A 16,316-nucleotide genomic window follows, 5' to 3' on the forward strand; every position below is an offset into this window, starting at 1 on the left:
TTATTACCAGCGTAATCACGCAAAAAAAGCCCCCCGGCAACTAACTGGACCACGTGACTTTATGCCGTCTTCGTCGTATCTTACTAAGCGTCACAGCGAATAGGGCGTATGTCAGCTATGAAAAATATAATAGTCGTGTGGCTGGGAATTATGGCTCTAGCAATAGCGGGTCAGCCAGTGCTTGCCCAGGCGCCCGAGCCTTCCCTCGTTCCTAGTCAGCCTACCCGCCTGGAGTTACCTTTTACTCAGTATGATACGGATGTGCACGTACTGGCCATTCCCGAGGACAGCAGCGTGGTGATGCTGGTGGAGAAAGACGTTTTTATTGGCTCGCGCACCAGCTACACCTTCCACAAATTTGACCACCAGCTGAAGGATCTGGGCGCGCGGAATCTCGATATTCCGATTGAGTACGAGTTCAAGCTGATGAGTGCTGAGGCCACGGCCGTGTACGCCCTTTTTCAGTCGCGCTACGCGCCGGAGCGCTTGTTAGCGGCTGGTCTCGATAGTCGCACCGGTGATGTAAGCCTTGTTAAATTCGATACGGAGGTGACGCGCGATGTGCTGGATCAAAAAGTATTGGCGGGCAATCTGTTTGTGACGGTACTCCTGGATCAGCACATGACGGTAGTGAAGCTGGATATGAAAACCGGCAAACACCAATTGCTGCCTTCTGTGTACGAGCCACTTACCACGGAACTCACCTTCCTCACCGACTCCGCTACCAAGCGCGCCGAAGTAATTATGCGCCAGTCGAACGGGGTTAAATCGCGCTTGCAGCTAAAACAGCTTTCGTCGGAGGGTGAATTGCTGAACTCCGAATTTGTCCAAACCGAAAGTGAGCGCAGCCTGATTACTGCCCAAGTCAGCCTCGGCGACAGCTCCGACCGGATGCTGGCCGGCACGTACACCCTCCGCGACCCGCGTTATTCTCAGGGCATTTTTTCGGCTGATCTCACGGCCGGCACTACTCCAACCGGCGTTCGCCAATCTCTGCGCTTCTATGATTTTACGCGTCTAAAGCACTTTTTCGATTACCTAAAGCCCGCCAGAGCAGCCCGTATTCGGCAGCGCAGTCAGGAGCGCCGCGCCGCCAATCGGGAGTTGCCGCTGCGCTACCGACTGCTTGTGCATGACTTATTGCCTTTCCAAAACGGCTACGTGCTGGTAGCGGAAGTGTATTATCCGCGCTACCGCAGCGACAGTTACGGTCCCGGCATGGTAGGCACCCGCTACCGGCAGTTCGACGGCTATCATACGACCCACGCCATTGTGTGCGGCTTCGACCGGCGCGGCAACCTAATCTGGGACAACACCTTCGTACTGAAAGACGTGGAATCGTATGAGCTGGAGGAAACAGTACGGCTGCGGCCCATGCCCGATGGCCAACGCCTTGTGATGACGTATTTGGAAGAAGAAAACATCCACTACAAAATAATTGACCGCAGCTTACCCACTCCTAATGACTTAGTGGTGCCGTTGCAGACGGTCAACCCAGAGGTAAAGGAGAAGCTGAGCAGCACTAATTATGAGGGCATGCAAGCGTGGTATGGCAGCCGTTTTTTAGCCTTTGGCTACCAATATGTGCGCACTCCCCGGGGTGGAGGTCGCGACGTATTTTTTCTCAACACTGTTTCCTTCGATTAACAGCGCCACCTGAACGGGCCACCGTCAAGCTACGTATGGGAGCCAAACCACCTTTGCTCCTCCCTATGTATACCAAACTACGTTTGCTTTCGTTGGTCGCCGTACTCGGCCTCGCCCTCACCGTAAGCTGCCGCACAAGCGGCCCCGAAACCCCAGCCCGCACGGTAGCGGAGTTTTTTCGTAAATACGAGAACCGGTCCGGCTTTAAAGCCACTACCCTGTCGGCGGGCTTCACTACCCGTCTGTTGCTGGCCCGTCTGGGCAAACTGGGGGGCAATAATGAACTGGCGCAGGCGCTAACATCGGTGCGCGAAATTCGCATGCTCACTTTCACGCCTACCACCGATCGGGCCCAGCGGCTGGTAGCGGCTGGCCTCAATAAGGAAGTAGACGGCCTGCTGGCCAGCGAGCGATACACTTCCATTCCCGTATCCGCCGATTCGGCCCGCACTACCATCACGCGCTATGCTATCCGCCAGCAAGGCGACCGGGTGCCAGAGTTGGTTGCTACCGGCAACGTGGAAGCCGTTCCCGAATCGTTTGCCTTGATAGCCGTATCCGGCAACTTTACGCGCTCCCAGGTTGATGAGCTTATAAAATTCCTGCCCGGCGCCGTTGGAGAGCTGACCCAATAGAAATTATCTCTTTTTATACCCAAAAAGCTCCCCAGACTTAGTCTGGGGAGCTTTTTTATTATCTATACTATCATGAACAGTTGCATAACCCTTCTATGAACGGTGTAGAAACGCGACAATTCGAGTTTCTACACCATCTGATCCTCATTGGTGATGGTGCAATGCCCAGCCCAATAAACCTCTAGTAGTCTATTATTTAAAGCATGCCAGCTTACCACGATAGACACTTCGTAAAAGCTGGAGGTTAGAAGACTTCTGTACATCCAACCGGAGTCCCCCTTCTATGGATTCATCAGGGTAGGGTGTTGTTTAGCAGACATTGTAATCAATACCCATATTTTACTAGAAGAAACCAGACCTAAATGGCCAAGATTTCTACAACTAGAAAAAGCCCCCTAGAACTTTCTGGGGGCTTTTTCATAATAGCGCGCTGCATTTAGGAGCAGCTAGGCACAAAAAAAGCGGCGAACCCAGTGGGTCCGCCGCTTTTTGGGGCTAAAGCCGATCAGCAATTATGGCTGAGGCTGGCTTGGGATGTAGAACTCGAAGGTGAATTCTACGCGGCGGTTCTTAGCCATACCAGCAGCCGAAGTGTTCGGTGCAGCGGGCTGATCTTCGCCGAAGCCTACCGTAGTAACACGGTTCGGATCAACTTTCTTGCCGGTGAAGTAACGCTTGGCCGAAGCCGCACGACGCTCCGACAGAGCTTGGTTGTACTCGTTGGTACCACGGCTATCAGCGTGACCAGCGATGCGCAGGCTGTACTCGGGGTACTGATCTAGGATCTTGATCATGTTGTCAAGCGTACCATACGACTGGCGACGAATCACCGTGCTGTTGGTTTCGAACTGTACAGGACGTACTTTCTCCATCAAAGCAGGGTCAATCACGCGGCAACCAGTAGAGTCTACAGTAGCGCCAGTTGGGGTGCCAGGGCACTTATCAACGTTGTCTGGAACACCGTCACCGTCTTGGTCAACGTTTACAGGGCAGCCTGTAGCATCAACTTGCGTACCGGCAGGGGTATCAGGGCAAGTATCATTCTTATCAGCTACACCGTCGCCATCAGCGTCAGGGCAACCACGGAGCGCAGCCGTACCAGCTTGGTCTGGGCACTCATCTTCAGAGTCACGTACACCGTCGTTATCACGGTCTGGGCAACCTTCGAGGTTAGCCAAGCCTTTCTCGGTGGGGCACTTGTCTTGATAATCCGGTACACCGTCGCCGTCACCATCTAATGGGCAACCAGCTTCATCCACGGCTACGCCGGCTGGAGTGGCGGGGCACTTGTCTTTGCGGTCTGGCACACCGTCCATATCCTCATCTTTGGGCTTGCCAAAGTTGTAGGTGATACCGGCCGAGTGCTGGAGGTAGCGGTCATTCAGATCGCCTTCGTCTACGTTGTCAATCGTGTTGGTCAGGGCGTAGATCTGGCCCGTCTGCACGAAAATGCCGAAGGAAGGTGAGAAGTTCAGGGCGATACCGGCTGCCCCGTGCAGGTAAGCGGCGTAGTGGTCCTTGTTGCCTTGGAAGGTTTCCCCGCCGACACCCGTGTTGATGAACTTATCCGACGAAGCAATCATCAAGCCCGGCGCCAGGCTCAAGTAGGGGGCAAACACGGCGTCCTCTTTCAAGGCCCAGCCGTTGTTGAGCTTGAACTTGATGGGTACCCCAATCGTGGTCACGTTCGCGTCGAAGCGGCGGATGGGCAGCCGCAACGGGTCCTTGGTGGAGAACTTCATGTCCCCGTAGTTGGCCGACAAGCCCAGGTCGATGCCCGGGGTGAGGTAGCGGGACAGGGTGATGCCGCCCCCGCCTTCGATCTTGTTGGACTTGAACCACTCCGAGCCCAGGTCGCCGTGGTATTGCAGGGTGCTGCCGTAAAGGCTAATGCCGGTCTTGCGGTCCGCGCTTTGAGCGTGACCCTCGGGGGCCGCTGCTAGCAGCGCTAATCCCAAGACCGCAGATTTTGCTAGAAGGTGTCTCATAGCATACAGGTTAGGTGAAAACATTTTCTTTGGTTTTAGCAGCTTATTCGGGGTTGAATAAGAGCCTTAACTGACTGCCTATACTTTCCATTACGAATAAGGTTGTTGTCAGGACCTCAAATGGGGGGCATTTTTCTGAACTTATTTCCACCGAAACAGCGTTTCCGCCTGATTTTCAGGCTTGCCTATGCGGCAGCAAAGGAATATTTATCTTTTTTAATTTTCAAAAAAACTGATTTTACCTGTTGAAACAGCATCAAAAAAGGGGCGCTCCACCTAGGAGCGCCCCTTTTTTGATGCTGTTGAGCCTCAATGCAGCTAGCTGAGTTCTTACCTACCCATGAGGCGCTCGATGTCGGCGACTTCCAGCGGAATGGATGCCATCAAGTCTTCGGGCTGGCTGCGGGTAATAAGAATATCATTCTCCAGTCGGATGCCCAAACCTTCCTCCCGAATGTAGATGCCCGGCTCGCAGGTGTACACCATGCCCGGCTCAAACGTGCGGTATTTGCCCCCCACATCATGCACATCAAGCCCCAAGTAGTGCGAGGTGCCGTGCATGAAGTATTTTTTATAGAGCGGCGCGGCTGGGTCTTGGTTCCGAACATCAGCCTCGTTGAGCAAGTCCAGCTTAATTAGCTCTTGCTCCATGTGCCGGCCCACGGCGGCGTGGTAGTCCTCTATATTATTGCCGGCCACGAGGTGCGAGGTGGCAAACTTCATGACAGATAGCACGGCTTCGTATACATCACGCTGACGCTTGGTGAACGTTCCATTCACGGGAATGCTGCGCGAAAGGTCGGCGGCGTAGTTGCCATATTCGGCCCCAAAGTCGAGCAGCAGCACGTCGCCATCTTGGCACTGACGGTCGTTGCTCACGTAGTGCAGAATGCAGGCGCTGGCACCCGAGGCAATGATGCTACCGTAAGCCGGCCCGCGCGAGCGGTTGCGCACAAACTCGTGCAGAATCTCGGCCTCAATCTCGTATTCCCACACGCCGGGCTTCACGAAGCCCAGCAAACGGCGAAACGCCTTCTCCGTAATATTGGCCGCCTCGCGCATCAGCCGGATTTCCTCCTGGCTCTTGATGGCTCGCAAATGGTGCAACAGCGGCGCCGCGCGGCGGTACTGATGGAGCGGGTACTTCGCTTTTATCTCCTTAATAAAGCGAGCATCGCGGGTTTCAACTTCGACCACCGCCCGAATATGCTCATTGGTATTGAGGTACACATTCTCCGCCTCATTCATAAGGGCGTGCAGCACCTGCTGGAAGCTGTCGAGCCACAGAATGGTCTGAACACCGGAGTTGGCGCGGGCCTCGTCCTTTGTGAGCTTATAGCCTTCCCAAATGAGAATATGCTCGCTGGTTTCCTTCAAAAACAGGATTTCGCGGTGTTGGGGCAGCTTGGCATCCGGAAACAAAAGCAGGATACTCTCTTCCTGATCGACGCCGGAAAGGTAGAATAGGTCATTATTCTGTCGAAACGCCATCGTGCCGTCCGCATTAGTAGGCATAGTGTCGTTGGCGTGAAAAATGGCCAACGACGCCGGAAGCAGCTGCTGCACAAAATTGCGGCGGTTTTCAATAAAAAGCTGGGGATCAAGGGGACCGTAACGCATAGGACGGACAAGGGTTGGGAGGAAGATAGTAGGCGCCGGGGCGCGGTTGCAAGTTAGGAGAATGAGCCCAAGGCCGCATACCTCGCCTTTTGTCACGTGAAGAAGCTCGGGGGCCACCCCAAGTTTTCGGGGGGCTTTTTTGCGAAAAACGCGCCTTATTCGATCCTTTTTTCCTCCGGCTTCACATAGGCTGGTGCATCAGGTCGGCGGTGGTACTCTTTCTCGGCCATGCACTGCACTTTAGGCAGGCTATTTGGTGTTATAGCCCTAAAATCACAAATATGGTCTTCGAGGGTCTGCCATAAGCTTGTATCCTATGGTAGCTTGGGTATTTTCGCCCCCCGCTATATTCGCTCCTTTCCGTTTCTGATGCCGCCCAAGTCGCACCCGCGCCGCGCCATTCTACTTATTCAAACCGCTTTTATTGGCGATGTTATTCTGGCCACGGCCTTGCTGGAACGCCTACGCCAAACGGAACCGAATACGCCCGTCGATTTTTTGGTCCGCAAAGGCAACGAGGGCCTGATAGAGCAGCACCCACATGTGCGCGATGTGCTAATCTGGGACAAGAAAAACCATAAATACCGCGACCTGTGGCGCTTGTTGCGCACCATCCGAGCAGGCGACTACGAGCGGGTTATCACGTTGCAGCGCTTTGCCTCCACGGGTTTCCTTACCGCTTTTTCGGGTGCCCCCAAGCGTATTGGCTTCGACAAAAATCCGCTTTCGTTCGCTTTTACTCAAGTTACGCCCCACCTCATGGGCCAAGGAATTCATGAGGTAACGCGCAACCTTCATCTGCTCTACCCCGAGTCGGAAGCCCCACTTACCCCTCCCCGCCTTTTCCCCACCCCCGCCGATGAGGCTATCGTGGCCTCCTATGTGAGTCGTGGGCCTTATGTCTGCATTGCGCCCACGTCGGTGTGGTTTACGAAGCAGTTTCCGGAGGAGCAATGGCTGAAACTGCTTCGCGCGTTACCTCCTCATTATAGTGTGTACCTGTTGGGTGCGCCCCCCGACAGCGCCGTGTGTGAGCGCCTGCGCCAGGAAAGCGGCCGGGCGGGCGTCGTAAACTTGGCGGGTCAGCTTCCCTTGCTGGCATCGGCGGCGCTGATGCGCGGAGCCGTCCTTAATTACGTGAACGACTCGGCGCCTATGCACTTGTGCTCCGCGATGGGCGCGCCTACATGTGCCGTCTTCTGCTCTACAGTGCCGTTTTTTGGCTTCGGACCCCTGAGCCCGTTTTCGCGGGTGGTGCAGATCGAGGAACAGTTGGATTGTCAGCCCTGCGGCTTGCATGGCTACAAAAAATGCCCCCTAGGCCATTTTTACTGCGCCCGCGGCATTCAAACCCAGCAGCTCATCGAGGCACTGACTGAGGCCGAGGCGTGGGCTGCGGCGCAGCACTAAGGCAAACGAACTTCGTTGCGGGGGGCTTTTTTGTACCTTTGCGCTCCTTCTCACCATCCAGAAAATAGAAGGAAACCAGTCGAGCCCATAGCTGGTTATTACTAGTTGGGGGGCAAAATTGTGGTTACGTTTAGCCATGTTGCCCTCTGCAGTTTTCAAGACTCCAAGCCCGTATTAAATGGCCGATTACGATTCGCACGAGTTGCCCAACGGCATCCGCGTGCTGCACAAACAAGTACTGCACACCAAAATCGCGCATTGCGGCTTCCTGCTCGACATTGGCTCGCGCGATGAGGACTTGCACCAATTAGGCCTGGCTCACTTCTGGGAGCATATGGCCTTCAAAGGCACCGAAAAGCGTCGCTCCTTCCATATTCTCAACCGCCTCGAAACCGTGGGGGGCGAATTGAACGCGTACACCACGAAAGAGAAAATCTGCTTTTACGCCTCGCTGCTCAGCACGCACTTCGAGCGCGCCTTCGAGCTGCTCACCGATCTCACCTTTCACTCCGTGTTCCCGGAGCGCGAGATTGAGAAGGAGCGCGGCGTAATTCTGGAAGAAATGGCCATGTACCACGACGCTCCCGAGGACGCCATCATCGACGACTTCGACGCCGTTATTTTTGGAAATCATGCCTTGGGCCACAACATTCTGGGTACTCGCCAGAGCGTTTCGGGCTTTCAGCAGCAGGATTTTCGCCAGTTCTTGACCGATAATATCCGCACCGACCGGCTTGTATTTAGCTCCGTGAGTAATCTGCCGTTTACGGAAGTGAAGCGCTTGGCCGAAAAATACCTGGCACCGCTGCCTGCCCGCTTGGGTCCCCGGCCGCGTACGCCCTTTTCTTCTTATCAACGGGTAGAGCAATTGGAGCGCAAGCCTATTACGCAGGCGCATTGCCTGATTGGTGGCCCGGCGTATGCGATTGAAGATCCGCGCCGCATTCCATTTTTCATGCTAACTAACATTCTCGGCGGCCCTGGCATGAACTCTCGCCTGAACCTAGGTGTGCGCGAAAAATATGGTCTGGTGTACACCATCGACGCCACGTATTCGCCTTACACCGACACGGGCTTGTTCGGCATTTACTTCGGCACGGAGAAAAAACAGGTGAAGCGCACATTAGCGTTAGTGCAAAAGGAGCTAAAAATTCTGCGCGAAAAGCCCTTGGGTTCTCTGCAATTGCACACAGCCAAAGAGCAGCTGATGGGCCAGTTGGCGATGTCGGAGGAAAGCAATAGCGGCCTGATGCAACTCCTGGGCAAAAGCACCCTCGACATTGGCCGCGTAGAACCCCTCACCGAGATTTTCGACCGTATTCGCGCCATCACCGCCCTCGAACTGAGTGAACTGGCTAACGACGTGCTGCGTGAAGACAATCTGAGCGTGCTGCAGTACGTGCCCGAGTAAAGCACTAGGATGGCCAAGCAGCCTGCCACGTTTGGAGCCGTTGCCGGTTTTCAGGAAGGCTACGAGTTCCTGAATCGGCTGGAGCTGAGTGCCTCTGGCGTGCACCGCCCCACCCGCGCTGGCATTGGAGCGCGGAGCGGCTTAGGCGCCGAATCCATTGTATTAGCCGAAGGCTATGAGGATGACGTGGACTTGGGCCACGTCATCCTCTACACGGGCCAGGGTGGGCGCAGCAGCACTTCTGGCCAACAAGTAGCGGATCAAACCCTGACCGGCGCCAACCTAGAGCTAGCGCGCAACTGTACTACCGGCCTGCCCGTGCGCGTGGTGCGCCGTATACAGCAGGCTGGGGGGCATTTTTTCTACCGGTATGATGGCCTGTACCGCACCACGGCGTATTGGCAGGAAACGGGCAAATCGGGTTTCAGCATCTGGCGCTTTAAGCTGGAAAGAATGCCATTAACCGAAGGCGCCCCCAACTCAGCCGCGGATATTTAAGTACGCTATATGCTTGTGCTTTCCTTTCGTTACTAATTGCTTCAGAATGCCCTTTACTCTTTCGCATCCGGCGCTTGTATTGCCTTTGTTAGCCAAAACCCGCCGCTGGTTGTCCGTTACGGGGTTAGTGCTAGGCAGCATGGCTCCCGACTTCGAGTATTTCCTACGCTTAAAGCCTTATGGTTCCTACGGCCACACGTGGGTCGGCATATTCTGGTTCGATCTGCCACTGGGCTTACTAGTTGCTGGCTTGTTTCATTTGGTGGTGAAGCGTCCGCTGGTTCGCAGCCTGCCTTCGTTTTTGAGGGCACGACTAGGTCAACTATCGGAGCAACCCTGGCCCCTCCGAAACCTGTGGAGCAAGCGGCTCATTCTGGGCGTATTGATTGGTAGCCTGTCGCACATCTTCTGGGATGCCTTCACGCACAACAATAGTCCTATTACAGTAGGCATCGATTTCCTGAACCTGCGCGTGGGACCACTCACGCTTTATCGGTGGCTGCAATACATTTCCTCCGTAATCGGCTTGGTAGCTATTGCCTGGTTTGTGTGGAAACTCCCCGCCAAGCCACGCTTGGTAAAAGCCACCAGCAAAATTCAGCGCCTCTTCTGGACGCTTACTGGGGTGCTAATGGCTATTTTTTGGGTTGCCTTTATGCTTATCCATGAAACGTATGAGCGCGGCGTGATTACCTACTTAATCGTGACGGGCATTAGCGCTATCAGCTTAGCCTTGCTAATTACCTCAACGTTGATGCGTCGCTATTTTGAGCCCTCGAAGGAAGCCCGCGCTGCTCGCGACCTCAAGCGAGATATTGCCCACGAAATCACCCAAAAGCAGCTCCAACTGTGACCCCCGACGACGAACGCCACCAGTACGCCGAAGCCCACACCACGCCCGAGTCAGAGCTTTTGCGCCGCCTCAACCGCGAAACGCACGTGCAGGTATTGGCCCCTCGCATGCTATCGGGTCACTTGCAGGGCCGGCTGCTAAGCATGATCAGCCACATGGTTCGGCCCCAGCGCATTCTCGAAATTGGCACGTTCACGAGCTATTCGGCGCTTTGTCTGGCCGAAGGCTTAGCGCCCGAGGGTGAATTGCACACCATTGAGTTCAACCCGGAACTGGAAAGCCGCATTCGCCGGTACATAGCCGCCGCCAACCTTACCGATCGGGTTCACCTACACATCGGCAATGCCCGCATCGTGCTGCCCACGCTCACTGAAACCTGGGATTTGGTTTTCATCGACGCCGACAAAATCAATAATGATGTGTATTTCGAGCTGATTATTGACCAGGTACGGCCGGGGGGCTTTTTGCTGATCGACAACGTGCTGTGGGGCGACAAAGTCCTGCCCTCCTACTCCGTAAAGCCCGCTGATAAGGATACGCACGCGGTACGGGCCTTCAACGACAAAGTTCAAACCGACACACGAGTAGAAAACGTGTTCCTGCCCCTCCGCGACGGACTGCTGCTCTTGCGCAAACTATAACATCAACGGTAAGCTTCATCGGTTAACTAAGTGTTGAGGTCAGCAGATTTTTTTAATCCGTTTCAATCCTTATAAAAAAGCCCCCCAGATAGCATATGGGGGGCTTTTTGTTGAAGAAGCTAGTAGTTACGCCTCTACTATATGAGCAAAATGAAGGTCTTTTTAATTTCTGATTAAACCTTCGTCCTCCTGGGACGTCTACGCCCGCATTACCCCTGATCTATCGATTATGAGAAAGGCGCTACGCCTGCTACTCAGCTTCTGGCTGACTTTTACGGCAACCACTGTTTTCGCCCAAAACCAAACCGTGAGTGGCCGCGTGCTGGATGCCACCGACCAATCGGCTCTGCCGGGCGCCAACGTACTGCTCATCCACCTGCCCGATTCGGCCAAGCAAGGCGTAGCCACCGATCCGGGGGGCAATTTTTCCTTCAGCGAGGTTGCGCCGGGCCGGTATCTGCTCACCATTTCCTTCGTCAGCTACCAAACTCAGCGTCGCCCCGTCACGGTAGCCGGCGCGCCGGTGGTGCTGGGGGGCATTTTGCTGGGTTCCAATCAAATAAAATTAGGTGAAGTAGAAGTGACCGGCCGCGCGGCCGCCGCGGTGCAGAAGGGCGATACGGCCGAGTTTAACGCCCGCGCTTTCAAAACCAACCCCGATGCCAATGCTCAGGACCTGGTGACCAAAATGCCGGGCGTAACCGTGCAGGATGGACGCGTACAGGCCCAGGGCGAGAATGTGCAGCGGATCTTGGTGGATGGCAAGCCCTTCTTCGGCGACGACCCCGACGCAGTACTGAAGAACATTCCGGCCGAGATGATTGATAAAATTCAGGTGCTGGACCGGCAAAGCGAGCAGTCGCAGTTTTCGGGCTTCAACGACGGCAACACCGAGAAAACCATCAACATCGTGACCAAGCCGGAGTTCAAAACCGGTCAGTTTGGGCGATTTGTGGCTGGTGCCGGGCCGGAGCGCTACCGCGTGAGTGGTAACTACAACTCGTTTGAGGGCGACCGTCGCTTTTCGGTAGTAGCCCAATCGAACAACATCAACGAGCAGAATTTTGCCACCGACGATTTGCTGGGTGTAGCCAGCAGCTCCGGTGGCGGCGGCAACCGAGGCGGCGGACGGCCTGGCGGTGGGGGCGGCGGACGCCCAGGCGGCGGCGGTGGCCCCGGGGGTGGCGGCAACAACGCCGGCGACTTTCTAGTGAGCCCCAGCGGCGGCATTTCCACCACGCACGCCATCGGCCTCAATTACTCCGATGTGTGGAACAAGAAAACGCAGGTGACAGGCAGCTACTTCTTCAACTTGTCGGAGAATCGGGCCAACACCAACCTATTTCGCCAGTTTGCCCTCTCCGACGGAGCCGCTAACCAAACATATTCGGAAAATTCGCTGGCGACCAGCCGCAACATCAACCACCGTTTTAATCTGCGCCTGGAGCACCGAATAGACTCGGCGAATTCGATCCTTTTCCGACCGCGCCTGTCTATTCAGCAGAACAAAGGCACCAGCAACCTCGATGGCTTCACGGCCGCCGACGGCGAAAGCAGCAGCAACGTGCTGAGCGACTACCGTTCTGCCCTCACGGGCATCAACTCGAGCAATGATCTGCTCTATCGCCACCGCTTCGGCAAGCCGGGGCGCACGATGTCGGTTAATGCGACGCTCAACTACAATCAGCGGGAGGGCGACAACAACCTGCTCACCCTCTCCGAAACCGATTCGCTGAACCAGTTTTCGACTCTGGAGCAAAGTGGCTGGAACTTGGGCACGCGCCTGGAGTACACCGAGCCACTGACCAAGCAGGATCTGCTGCAATTCAACTACACGTTGGCTTACACGCCCAATGACTCGGACAAGCGTACCTTCGATTTTGTGGACGACGTTGGTGAGTACGCCGAGCTGAACCCAGCGCTGAGCAATGTATTCACCAACACTTACCTCACGCAGGGCGTAGGCGTCAGCTTCCGCCACCAAACGAAAGACTTACAGGTTATGGTGGGGGCCACGGGCCAGAAAGCTGACTTGCGCAGCGACCAGGAATTTCCGCTGACTACCAGCCTAAACCGCTCTTTTTATAATTTCCTGCCCAACGCGATGCTGCGCTACAACTTCTCGCGGGAGAAGAATCTGCGCTTTAACTACCGCTCCAACACGCCTCCGCCATCCATTGGGCAACTGCAGGAAGTGGTAAACAACGCCAACCCCTTGCAGCTCACCACCGGCAACCCCGCGCTGGAGCAGCAAACCCAGCACTCGGCCACCATCCGCTACTCAGCTGCGAAGCCCGAGAAGTCGACTACTTTCTTTGCGTTGCTACTCGGCAATTTCACGGATAACTATATCACCAACAGCACTTTCATTGCCACTGAAGACACAGAACTACAGCTAAACGGCGGCGTGGTACGCCTGCCCGCTGGGGGGCAATTAACGCGGCCTATCAACTTGGGGCAGCAATACAACTTTCGGGGTGTGCTGAGCTACGGGCTGCCGGTGGGCTTTATTAAGTCGAACCTGAACCTGAACGCTACGGCTGGCTACAGCCGCACGCCCGGCTTGATCAACGACGTTATCAACTATTCTCAGACGCCTACTCTGGGCTTGGGCGCGGTAATAAGCAGCAACATCAGCGAGCGGCTGGACTTTACGGTTTCGTCTAACTCCAACTTCAGCCGAGCCCGTAACACGGCCCGTACGCAGCTCAACACCAACTACTTCACGCAAAACAGTCAGCTCCGCTTTAACTGGATTGTGGGCAACGGCTTCACCCTGCAAACCGACGTTACACACCGTTATAACGGCGGCTTGGCAGCGGGCTTCAACCAGCAATATGCGCTCTGGAATGCCAGCATCGGCAAAAAGATATTCGAAAAGCAGCGCGGCGAAATTCGTCTCTACGCCTTCGATTTGCTGGGCCAGAACCGCAGCATTCAGCGCAACGTCACGGAAGCCTACATCGAGGACACCCGCACGGATATTTTGCAGCGCTACTTCATGATTATGTTCACCTACAACCTGCGTAACGGCAGCGCCATGAGCAACACGGGCGGTGCGGGTGAGCGGATGGAGCGCCGCGGCGACGGCGTACCGCGCTAATCAGTCCTGGCTCTAAGAAAAAGCCCTCCAGTCGGCATTGGCTACTGGGGGCTTTTTGGTGAATTATAGCCTACTTCTACAGGGTCGCTCAGGGAAGCCAACGACATATTTTCGCCGCAGATTTGCCTTCTTTGTAAGATAAACTGCGTAGCCGAGCGTTACTGATTGTGTTATTTAGTATCTGATGAAAAAAAGAATATCTCTGTTTCTGTTGTGGATACTGCCTTTGCTGGTCAGTGCCCAGGCCGTAACGGTTCCTTCCGAGATTGCTTTTGGAGGCATGCGTCTGCGCCTGACAACTGGTGGCCGGCAGGCAGTACAGCAAAAAGTGGATGCCTTGCGCCGCTATCAACCCTCCTTTCAGGCCCGTGTTGACCTGGCCGACGCCTACTTTCCACTCATTGACCGCACTTTTCAGGCCGAGGGCATTCCGCTGGATTTCCGCTATCTAGCCTTGCAGGAAAGCGGGTTGAAGGGCGAAGCCCAATCTATTCACGATGCTGTGGGGTATTGGCAGTTCAAGCGCGAGTCAGCGACGGAGCTAGGCGTGCAGGTAGATGGCACCGTGGACGAGCGCAAACACATTGTGGCTTCCTCCCGCGGCGCGGCCGCGTATTTAAAGCGTAATAATGCCACGTATCGCAACTGGGTAAACACACTGCTCAGCTACAACCTGGGCCTGACCGGCACCAAGCCCTACACCCTTCCAACTGACGTGGACGCGACGGAAATGGAGATTTCCGAAAAGACCCACCCGTACATTCTTACCTTCTTAGCGCACAAAATAGCCTACGAACCCGCCGTGGGCCAGAATCCGAAGCCGCCTATGGTGCTGCAGGAGTTTCCGGTGCAGCCCGGCCAGCAGCTCGCCTCTATAGCTCAAACGCTCCAAACCGATGCCGACGAGCTGGCTCGCCATAACCATTGGCTTTCCTGGGGCAGCGCCGTACCAGCCGGCAAAGCCTATACGGTGCTGGTGCCTATCACCGATGAGTTGCAGCGCACCGCCCTACTCGCCAATCAGCGCACTGCCACCGCCGGACAGTTGCTAACTCAGCCCGAAATAGACCCCGAAAACGCTGATTTTGTGCGCATAAACGGCCTGCGCGCCATTGTGGCATTGCCCGGCGACACGAAGGAAAGCTTGGCGCAACGGGCCAATTTGAAGATGCGGCGCTTCATGCAATACAATGATTTGTATGCGTTCGACAACGTGGTAGTAGGCCAACCCTATTTCGTGCAGAAGAAGCGGGATAAGTCATCGGTGCAGTACCACGTAGCGCAGCCCGGTGAAACCGTAACGACAGTAGGGCAGAAATACGGGATGCGCACAAAAGCTATTTTGGCTAAAAACCGCATGCGCCGCACCGAAGAATTGCGGCCCGGCCGGATGCTGTGGCTCCAGTTTACGCGGCCGCGCGAAGTGGCCGTGGAGTATGTGGATAGCCAGGACAAGCGCGCTTTGGCTGCTTTCGAGCGCCCGGCAAGTAGCTCAGCTACAGCTTCCACAACGACGCCACAGCCGGCGCCGACCAGCCCACGGCGCATTCTTACGCCTACAACGAAGACACCAGTGGAATCTACTCCAACCGAACCCGTTGAGCAGACGTCCATTATAGAACAGCCCCAGGTAGATAGTATAGTGGTTGCGGCTGATACCCCGGCCCCTAGCGCAACTCCAGTGACCACGGAAGCAGCAGATTTGCCCCCCACGACTGCCACGCCGGATACGAGCCGAGTAAAGCCTCAGCCAACCACACCCGTAAAAGTCGCGGCTACGGATACAGTTCAGACGTCCAGCCAGAATTTGCCCCCCAGCCAAGTACAAGACACCACCCGCACGTCCACGGCTGACACGGCTACCACTGCTGAGCCTGTGGTAAAAAACCCTAGCCAAGTAGTGCTCCGCGATTTGCCTGCGTCTTCCAAACCAGCACCGACTAAATCAGCTCCCGCCAAACCGGCTCCAGCCGTCACTACCCCTTCACCCCGTCCGGCCCCAACAAGCCCAGTCGTTGCCGAGGCTACTGAGGTGTTGGATGTGCCCCGTAGCGGACAGCATATCGTGCAAAAAAGCGAGTCGCTGTATAGCATAGCTAGGCGCTATGGTTTGCGCCCCGCTGACTTGGCAGCGTGGAATAATTTGCCCCCCACGGCGGCCCTTAGCTTAGGACAGGTACTACGCGTGGTGCCCACAGCCGCTGCACCCGCACCACAGCCAGCTACGCCAGCTGCACCCAGCCCAGCGACACCTCAACCAACGACGACCCCAGCCAAGTCAGCAACAACAGCCACGCCGACACCAGCTACCGCGGGCCTCATACGCCACACCGTCGCCGCTGGCGAATCGATGTACGCCATTTCCCGCAAGTACGGCGTCACGATTAAGCAGATTATGGAGTGGAATGGCAAGCCTGATTTCAACGTGCGGCCAGGAGAAGTCCTGACAATTCGTGCAGCAAAGTAGGTCGTTGCAGATTTTACTCCAACAAAAAAGGACGGCTCAGCGC

Annotated in this window: 11 protein-coding genes; 9 read left to right on the forward strand and 2 right to left on the reverse strand. The window is 55.6% G+C overall.

Annotation, left to right across the window (positions count from 1 at the left end):
• The first annotated feature begins 117 nt into the window (after nucleotides 1-117).
• Together G7064_RS07870 and G7064_RS07875 are read left to right on the forward strand one after the other, a co-directional pair.
• A complete protein-coding gene (locus G7064_RS07870) occupies nucleotides 118-1,647 on the forward strand; it encodes a hypothetical protein (RefSeq protein WP_166073161.1) in 1,530 nt (509 codons plus the stop codon).
• Nucleotides 1,648-1,712: 65 nt separating this feature from the next.
• Nucleotides 1,713-2,282, forward strand: a complete 570-nt coding sequence (locus G7064_RS07875; protein WP_166073162.1) for a DUF4252 domain-containing protein — start codon at nucleotides 1,713-1,715, stop codon at nucleotides 2,280-2,282.
• 512 nt (nucleotides 2,283-2,794) lie between these two features.
• Here the strand turns inward: G7064_RS07875 and G7064_RS07880 are convergent.
• Complete coding sequence (locus G7064_RS07880; protein ID WP_166073163.1) at nucleotides 2,795-4,270, reverse strand: OmpA family protein; 1,476 nt, start codon at nucleotides 4,268-4,270, stop codon at nucleotides 2,795-2,797.
• A 330-nt stretch (nucleotides 4,271-4,600) separates the two neighbouring features.
• The gene (locus G7064_RS07885) at nucleotides 4,601-5,890 is read right to left on the reverse strand and encodes an aminopeptidase P N-terminal domain-containing protein (protein ID WP_166073164.1); all 1,290 of its coding nucleotides are present in this window, start codon (nucleotides 5,888-5,890) and stop codon (nucleotides 4,601-4,603) included.
• 324 nt (nucleotides 5,891-6,214) lie between these two features.
• Here G7064_RS07885 and G7064_RS07890 point away from each other — a divergent pair, with 324 nt between their 5' ends.
• The 7 genes from G7064_RS07890 (at nucleotide 6,215) to G7064_RS07920 (ending at nucleotide 16,273) form a co-directional block, all read left to right on the forward strand.
• Nucleotides 6,215-7,300, forward strand: coding sequence for a glycosyltransferase family 9 protein (locus G7064_RS07890; protein WP_317172843.1), 1,086 nt, complete (start codon nucleotides 6,215-6,217; stop codon nucleotides 7,298-7,300).
• Between the two features lie 178 nt (nucleotides 7,301-7,478).
• On the forward strand, nucleotides 7,479-8,711 hold the full coding sequence (locus G7064_RS07895) for a M16 family metallopeptidase (RefSeq protein ID WP_166073165.1): 1,233 nt from the start codon (nucleotides 7,479-7,481) through the stop codon (nucleotides 8,709-8,711).
• Between the two features lie 9 nt (nucleotides 8,712-8,720).
• Nucleotides 8,721-9,209 (forward strand): YDG/SRA domain-containing protein, encoded by a 489-nt coding sequence (locus G7064_RS07900; protein WP_166073166.1) that lies wholly within the window; start codon nucleotides 8,721-8,723, stop codon nucleotides 9,207-9,209.
• Nucleotides 9,210-9,255: 46 nt separating this feature from the next.
• Nucleotides 9,256-10,062, forward strand: a complete 807-nt coding sequence (locus G7064_RS07905) for a DUF4184 family protein (RefSeq protein ID WP_166073167.1) — start codon at nucleotides 9,256-9,258, stop codon at nucleotides 10,060-10,062.
• The gene (locus G7064_RS07910) at nucleotides 10,059-10,703 is read left to right on the forward strand and encodes an O-methyltransferase (RefSeq protein ID WP_166073168.1); all 645 of its coding nucleotides are present in this window, start codon (nucleotides 10,059-10,061) and stop codon (nucleotides 10,701-10,703) included. Before G7064_RS07905 ends, G7064_RS07910 begins: the two co-directional genes overlap by 4 nt.
• A 229-nt stretch (nucleotides 10,704-10,932) precedes the next feature.
• Nucleotides 10,933-13,806, forward strand: coding sequence for a TonB-dependent receptor (locus tag G7064_RS07915; RefSeq protein WP_166073170.1), 2,874 nt, complete (start codon nucleotides 10,933-10,935; stop codon nucleotides 13,804-13,806).
• Nucleotides 13,807-13,990: 184 nt separating this feature from the next.
• A complete protein-coding gene (locus G7064_RS07920; protein ID WP_166073171.1) occupies nucleotides 13,991-16,273 on the forward strand; it encodes a LysM peptidoglycan-binding domain-containing protein in 2,283 nt (760 codons plus the stop codon).
• Nucleotides 16,274-16,316: the final 43 nt, after the last annotated feature.

Origin of the sequence: Hymenobacter sp. HDW8 (genome assembly GCF_011305775.1) — a bacterium.
Taxonomy (GTDB): Bacteria; Bacteroidota; Bacteroidia; order Cytophagales; family Hymenobacteraceae; genus Hymenobacter; species Hymenobacter radiodurans.